The organism is Chitinophaga sp., assembly GCF_036569125.1.
Classification (GTDB): domain Bacteria; phylum Bacteroidota; class Bacteroidia; order Chitinophagales; family Chitinophagaceae; genus Chitinophaga.
On record NZ_DATCRF010000069.1, the window covers coordinates 1 to 5679 of the forward strand.

At 46.8% G+C, this 5679-nt stretch carries 8 protein-coding genes; 5 read left to right on the forward strand and 3 right to left on the reverse strand.

Annotated features, from left to right (window positions below):
* From VIM87_RS02550 to VIM87_RS02560, 3 genes are all read left to right on the forward strand, one after another.
* Positions 1 to 470, forward strand: a 470-nt coding sequence (locus VIM87_RS02550) for a class I SAM-dependent methyltransferase (protein WP_331995450.1), incomplete at its 5' end; no start/stop codon positions are given.
* A 78-nt stretch (positions 471 to 548) separates the two neighbouring features.
* Positions 549 to 884: a hypothetical protein gene (locus VIM87_RS02555; RefSeq protein WP_331995451.1), complete on the forward strand. Its 336-nt coding sequence runs from the start codon at positions 549 to 551 to the stop codon at positions 882 to 884.
* 34 nt (positions 885 to 918) lie between these two features.
* Positions 919 to 1455 carry a hypothetical protein gene (locus VIM87_RS02560; RefSeq protein ID WP_331995452.1) on the forward strand — a complete coding sequence of 179 codons (537 nt, stop codon included), beginning with the start codon at positions 919 to 921 and terminating at the stop codon, positions 1453 to 1455.
* Between the two features lie 166 nt (positions 1456 to 1621).
* Here VIM87_RS02560 and VIM87_RS02565 read toward each other — a convergent pair whose 3' ends face one another.
* Entirely contained in the window at positions 1622 to 2143 is a 522-nt protein-coding gene (locus tag VIM87_RS02565) for a hypothetical protein (protein WP_331995453.1), read from the reverse strand.
* Between the two features lie 97 nt (positions 2144 to 2240).
* Entirely contained in the window at positions 2241 to 2627 is a 387-nt protein-coding gene (locus tag VIM87_RS02570; RefSeq protein WP_331995454.1) for a hypothetical protein, read from the reverse strand.
* A gap of 168 nt (positions 2628 to 2795) precedes the next feature.
* On the opposite strand from VIM87_RS02570, the gene VIM87_RS02575 reads away from it, so the two are divergent.
* Positions 2796 to 4772 (forward strand): sensor histidine kinase, encoded by a 1977-nt coding sequence (locus VIM87_RS02575; RefSeq protein ID WP_331995455.1) that lies wholly within the window; start codon positions 2796 to 2798, stop codon positions 4770 to 4772.
* Positions 4735 to 5367 carry a response regulator transcription factor gene (locus VIM87_RS02580; RefSeq protein WP_331995456.1) on the forward strand — a complete coding sequence of 211 codons (633 nt, stop codon included), beginning with the start codon at positions 4735 to 4737 and terminating at the stop codon, positions 5365 to 5367. Before VIM87_RS02575 ends, VIM87_RS02580 begins: the two co-directional genes overlap by 38 nt.
* Before the next feature lie 36 nt (positions 5368 to 5403).
* On the opposite strand, the gene VIM87_RS02585 is transcribed toward VIM87_RS02580, so the two are convergent.
* On the reverse strand, positions 5404 to 5679 hold a 276-nt coding region (locus VIM87_RS02585; protein ID WP_331995457.1), incomplete at its 5' end, for a sensor histidine kinase.

Genomic DNA, 5679 nt, shown 5'->3' on the forward strand with positions numbered 1-5679 from the left:
ACAGTAAGCTTATCGATTTTCTAATCAGTGAAGGTTATGAGCAGCTTACAGTACTGGATATATCGGAAAAGGCCTTAGAACGCGCTAAGAGCCGTTTGGGTAAAGATGCATCGAAAGTAAATTGGATCGTTTCTGACATCGTTGATTTTAAGCCTGAAGAAACGTACGACCTTTGGCATGACCGTGCTACCTTTCATTTTCTTACTACACCAGCGCAGATATCATCTTACCTGGAACTGGCAGGTAAAAGCGTCAGGGAATACCTTGTCGTTGGCACTTTTTCAGATAATGGCCCCGACAAATGCAGCGGGCTTCCTATTAAGCAATATTCTGAAGCACAGCTACAGCAAACCCTGGCAAAGGATTTTCAGAAAATAAAATGCATAACGGAAGATCATGTCACGCCTTTTGATACCGTGCAGAATTTCACGTTTTGCAGCTTCAGAAAAGCGAACACCGCCCGCGATTAGCACTTCCGATTTTTACAATTTTTTCAGAAGATAGCTTTGCATTTTTGTACCGGATTTCTATTGAGCTAAAAAGACATCATGAAAACAATAGACACTGATTACAAACATTTGTATCAGGCATTGACCGATCATATCCTGAAAGGAGAAGGTTACAGCACACAACAGGACCGGCAGGCAGCATTCGCCAATGAGAATGCCCAACCGTCATTACACTCGCTTATCGAAAAAGTAGCACATCAGGCTTTCAAAATAGTTGATAAAGATATCGATGCGGCCAGGCAGGCCGGGTTCAGTGAAGATCAACTGTTTGAGCTGATCATTTGCGCCGCGGTGGGCCAGGCCTCCCGGCAGTACGAAGCCGGATTGGCCGCATTAGCTGAAGCAAAAAAAGAAGGAGGTTCGTATGCGTCTTAACATATTAAACAATGGTTATAAGCTGGGTACAAAATTGCTTTTCGGCATCATTAAATTGTTCTCCGGTTACCCCTTGCCGGATGCTGCCAAAATAGTATTTTACCGTCCCGGTTTTTACGGTAATCCGGCTAAAAACTTTACACACAGAGCCCTGCGTGGCCCGTCCGCCTGGTCAGTGGGCGAAAGGGAGCTTATGGCAGCCTACATATCCGGCATGAATGCATGTACTTTTTGCGTTAAGGCGCACAGCGCCGTTTCCACGAAAGCATATGACAATGCAACTATTGTGGATCAAGTCCTGGCTGATTTAAATACCGCCGCGATAGATGCACCTTTGAAGGCGACCTTGACCATGTTAGGCAAACTGACGCGGGAAAATTCTATCAATGCGGCTGATGTGCGTGCTGTCTTAGATGCCGGTGTATCTTCCCAACAGATTGAGGATGCCTTAGCTATTTGCTTTGCGTTTAATGTTACCAACCGGCTGGCAGATGCCTTCGGATTTTTTGTACCATCAGATAAAGCGTTTGAAGCCGGCGCCAGCTACCTGTTAAAACGAGGATATGCCTGATGATGCTGCTAAGTGAATACCGCTCTTTCCGCAACCATACTTTTACCCTATAATTTACATTATGTTAAATAACTAACTCCCACAAATTCAACCACTTCCAGCTTCAATCCTCTCCATCCTCATTCGACACCGCTCCATAAACCACTCCCCAACCATTCCCCCGATCCTATTTCTCCAACCCATGAATTTTCGAATGCTCAAACAGTTTAATCCAGCCTTTTTTACCGATCATAAACGAAGTATATTTATTCGTAGGGCCACCGGAAAAAGCCACAACATAGATATCAAATATCATATTGTTTATCCCAAACAGATCCTTTTTGCGGGGCACAATTTTCATCTCATGTAACGTTACCTCATTATCCTTAAAATTATCATACAGCCCCAATACATAATTATAAAAATCCGCCTCTTCCTGTAAAGAATTAAACAGTAAAGTAATTTGTTTATTGGCACCCGCTGCAGTGTTATTACTGATCGAGCAACCAAGATATTCAGCATCATCCGCCTCAACGTAATACAGGCCAAAATCCTGAACTAACCCGGAGTTTTTCGATCCTATTAACCTGGGGTTTTTCTTTCTTATATCTTCTTTCACTTCTGCCTGGGTTTTCCCAACTTTAAATTGAGAAAACCCATAGGACGATATTAAAACGAATGCAAGAACAAAAGACAATTTTCTAAGCATACATGATATTTTCAAATTCTCCATAAGTAAGATTAAGTCCCCAAACACCGCAACAACAAGTTGTATAAATTTCAGATTATCAGTATCTTTTGCCGGATTAAAACTTATAGTTGGCAGTAACTGACAGCACATTACCCGGATTAGAGGACATCTCTTTTTTAAGATCACCGTCCACATAGATCTGAACTTTTAGTACAGTAGCATTATTAGCCCCTGTCGCGTTAACCACGATATTGGCATTGTAAGCGCCGGCTGGCGCCGTAAGTTCAGGACTGCTCCAGGTTTTGCCTGTAAGGTTGTCGGCAACGCGTGCATCGCCATCCACCCCATATGAGGCAGTTGCAATGCTGCCGCCGGGGTTAGTTTCCGCTTTAAATACCACCTTGTGGGTGCTGGATGGGCCTGGGTTGTCATCATCCTTGGAACAGGATACAGTCAGAATAGTGGTGATCAGGGTGCTAACGATAAATAGTTTTTTAAGCATACACGAAGTTTAAATTCAAAAATGTCTGGGTTATATAAACGACACGAAATTACTTTGGTCACCTGCGCCAGGCAATGCCGCTAACCAGTCATTTTCGTATAGCTGTTTTCAGCTATTCCCGGTTAGCTTGTTGACCGCTATCTTCATTGATCAGAATTTGGATACGCTATGAAAACTTTTTTTGCTTTGCTGCTTACCGGAATTTTGTTAGCCTGTTACTGCCAGGGTCAGAACGTGCCGGGGCGGTTTAATAAAGACAGTCTTGCCAGGGTGCTGGATAGCTCCGTCAGCGACAGCCTGAAAGCCAGGGCAGGTTTTCTTTTGGCCGATCAATGGATGGATAAAGACACAGGGCTGGCAAAAAAGTATGTCATCGCGGGCGAGAGATTTGGTGGGGCCTACCCTTTCTGGAAAGCCGTTTCACTGCTTTACCGCGCTAAGCTAATTGTGGATACAGCACCCGATTCAGCGGCCGGCATGTTCCTGCAGGCCGAAAAGAAACTAAAAGGATTTCACAGCCGGGAAGCCGCGTTTTTCCGCTCGGTATGCTGGCACGATTATGCAAAGGTGTTTCACATCTACAAAGACGATCCCGAAACTTATATCAACCTGCTGCTTAACCAGGCCATACCGCTGGTGCTGCAGTCCGGCGATCAATTGTACCTGGGAAAAAATTACCTGGATATCTCCTTTGGGTTTAAAAACCTGCGGGAATTTTCAAAAGCGGAAACTTACCTGCACCGCGCCATTGAAACATTGCGTAACATACCGGGCAATACCACCTATCTGGCCGCCACCTATCACACTTTGTCGGAGAACTGCTCCCTCTCCGGCAAACCCGCCCAGGCGGCCCTGTACCTCGACAGCATGCAGCTTTTATTAACGCCATATCCCAAAGCAGAGGCCTGGCTGGATTATTACGCGGCAGAAAGCATGCGGCTTACCATTGCCGAAAACTATGAACAATCCCTGGAGACGGTGGATAAGGGCATTGCCTTAGCACAACAATTGCAACAGCCCTACCCGGAGCAACGGCTGCTGCTGCAAAAGTTCTATGCGCTCTATAACAGCAGGAACCTTACCCGGGCGCGCGATGTAGCCCTTGACCTTACCTGGCGGAAACCGTTTATAGACAATGCCTCCAACCGGCTGCAGCTTTTTTACGGGCTGGTAGCAACCTATGAGGATCTTAAAAATATTCCGGAAGCATATAAATGGCTGCAACGCTACAGCCAGTTAAGCGACAGCCTGGCCAAAAGCAACCTGGAAACCAGGATCAATGCGCTGGAGATAAAATTCAGGAATGCAGAACACCAGAAGAAAATTGCTGAATTGAACGCAGCAAACGAAAAAACAGGTTTTGCATTAAAACGTACCCGGCTCCTGAGCTGGTCGCTGGGGCTGATCAGCGCATTGTTATTAATGGTGCTGCTGCTCTGGTATCTTTTTTATAAAAGCAGGAAAAAAGCGGCGATACAACAGGAACAGATTAAGATCTCGCATGCAATGCTGCAGGGTCAGGAAGAAGAACGCGGGCGCGTAGCGCGGGACCTGCACGATGGCCTTGGCGGCCTGCTGGCCTCTGTTCAAATGAATCTTTCTGAAGCTGCGTCAGGTGATCTTAATGGAAACCGGCCAACGCTGAATACCGCCGTTGGCCAGCTCAATAAGTCGATAAGTGAGCTGAGAAGAATTGCCCATAACATGATGCCGGAGATGTTGCTGCGCCTGGGCCTGGAGGCAGCATTGCGAGACCTCTGCGATTCATTCATGCCGGAAACAACGGCCATCCGCTTCCAGTGTTATGATATAAGCCCAAGCCTGCCGCAACAGGAGCAGGTCATGATCTACCGTATCATCCAGGAACTGCTTACCAATGCGGTCAAACATGCGTCGGCAACAAGAGTGCTGCTGCAGTGCAACCAGCGCGGTCGGCGTTTTTTTATTACGGTGGAAGATAACGGGGTGGGTTTTGATATGATTGCAGGCCACCAAAAGCAAGGCATGGGTATTAGTAACATCCGCGACCGGGTTGCCTACCTGAATGGTAATATAGATATACTCGCCGGGCCGAACGGACAAGGAACTTCCATAAATATTGAGGTATATGTCACAAACGAAATACAAATTGGCCATACTGGATGATCATCCTGTTGTACTGGAAGGATTGGTGAAGGTGCTCTCCAAACAGGATATGTTTGAAATAAAAGGCGCATTCACCACCGGCCGGGAACTGATGCAGTTCTTTAACGATAACCAGGTTGATGTGATCTTGCTGGATATTATCCTGCCGGACATCAGCGGGATGGATCTGTGCAAACAGATCAAAACAATATCACCTGATACCATTGTGCTGGCCCTGAGCAATCATGAGCAACGGAGCGCTGTCATGAAAATGCTGGAGAATGGCGCCAGTGGCTACCTGCTTAAAAATGCAACGATCGAAGAGCTTACCGCTTGTATCCATGCAGCATTAAACGGTCAGATCGTTTTCAGTGAAAGCATTGAGAAGATCATTACCCGGCCGGCAGCTCAGGTGGCTGAACCGGTAATGCTGACGGCCCGGGAACAGGAGATCTTAAAGCTTATAGCCACCGGGATCACCACCCGGAAAATTGCAGAAACACTCTTTCTAAGCAAGTTTACCGTGGAAAACCACCGCAAGAACATCCTGCAAAAATTTGGTGTGAAGAATGTGGCGGAGCTTATCAGCACCGCAAGCCAGCGCGGATTACTCTAAGCAGCCAGCATCCCCTGGGGTTAACTCCCAATAGATTCAGGCCGGCTCACTCCTTAGTGGAAAACTCACTGTAAAAGTACTCCCCACACCAATCTCGCTCTTTACGGTAATTACACCGTCCATGGCTTCCGTTAAGCTCTTTATAATTGAAAGCCCCAGCCCAATGCCGCCCAGCTGGGTTTTGAACCCGTTCGACAGCTGCCGGTATTCCTGGAAGATCAGCGGCAGATCGGCGGTGGAAATACCAATGCCCTGGTCCGTGATCTCTATGCTAAACCGGTCTGCATCCGCAAAACAGGTAACGGATACCAC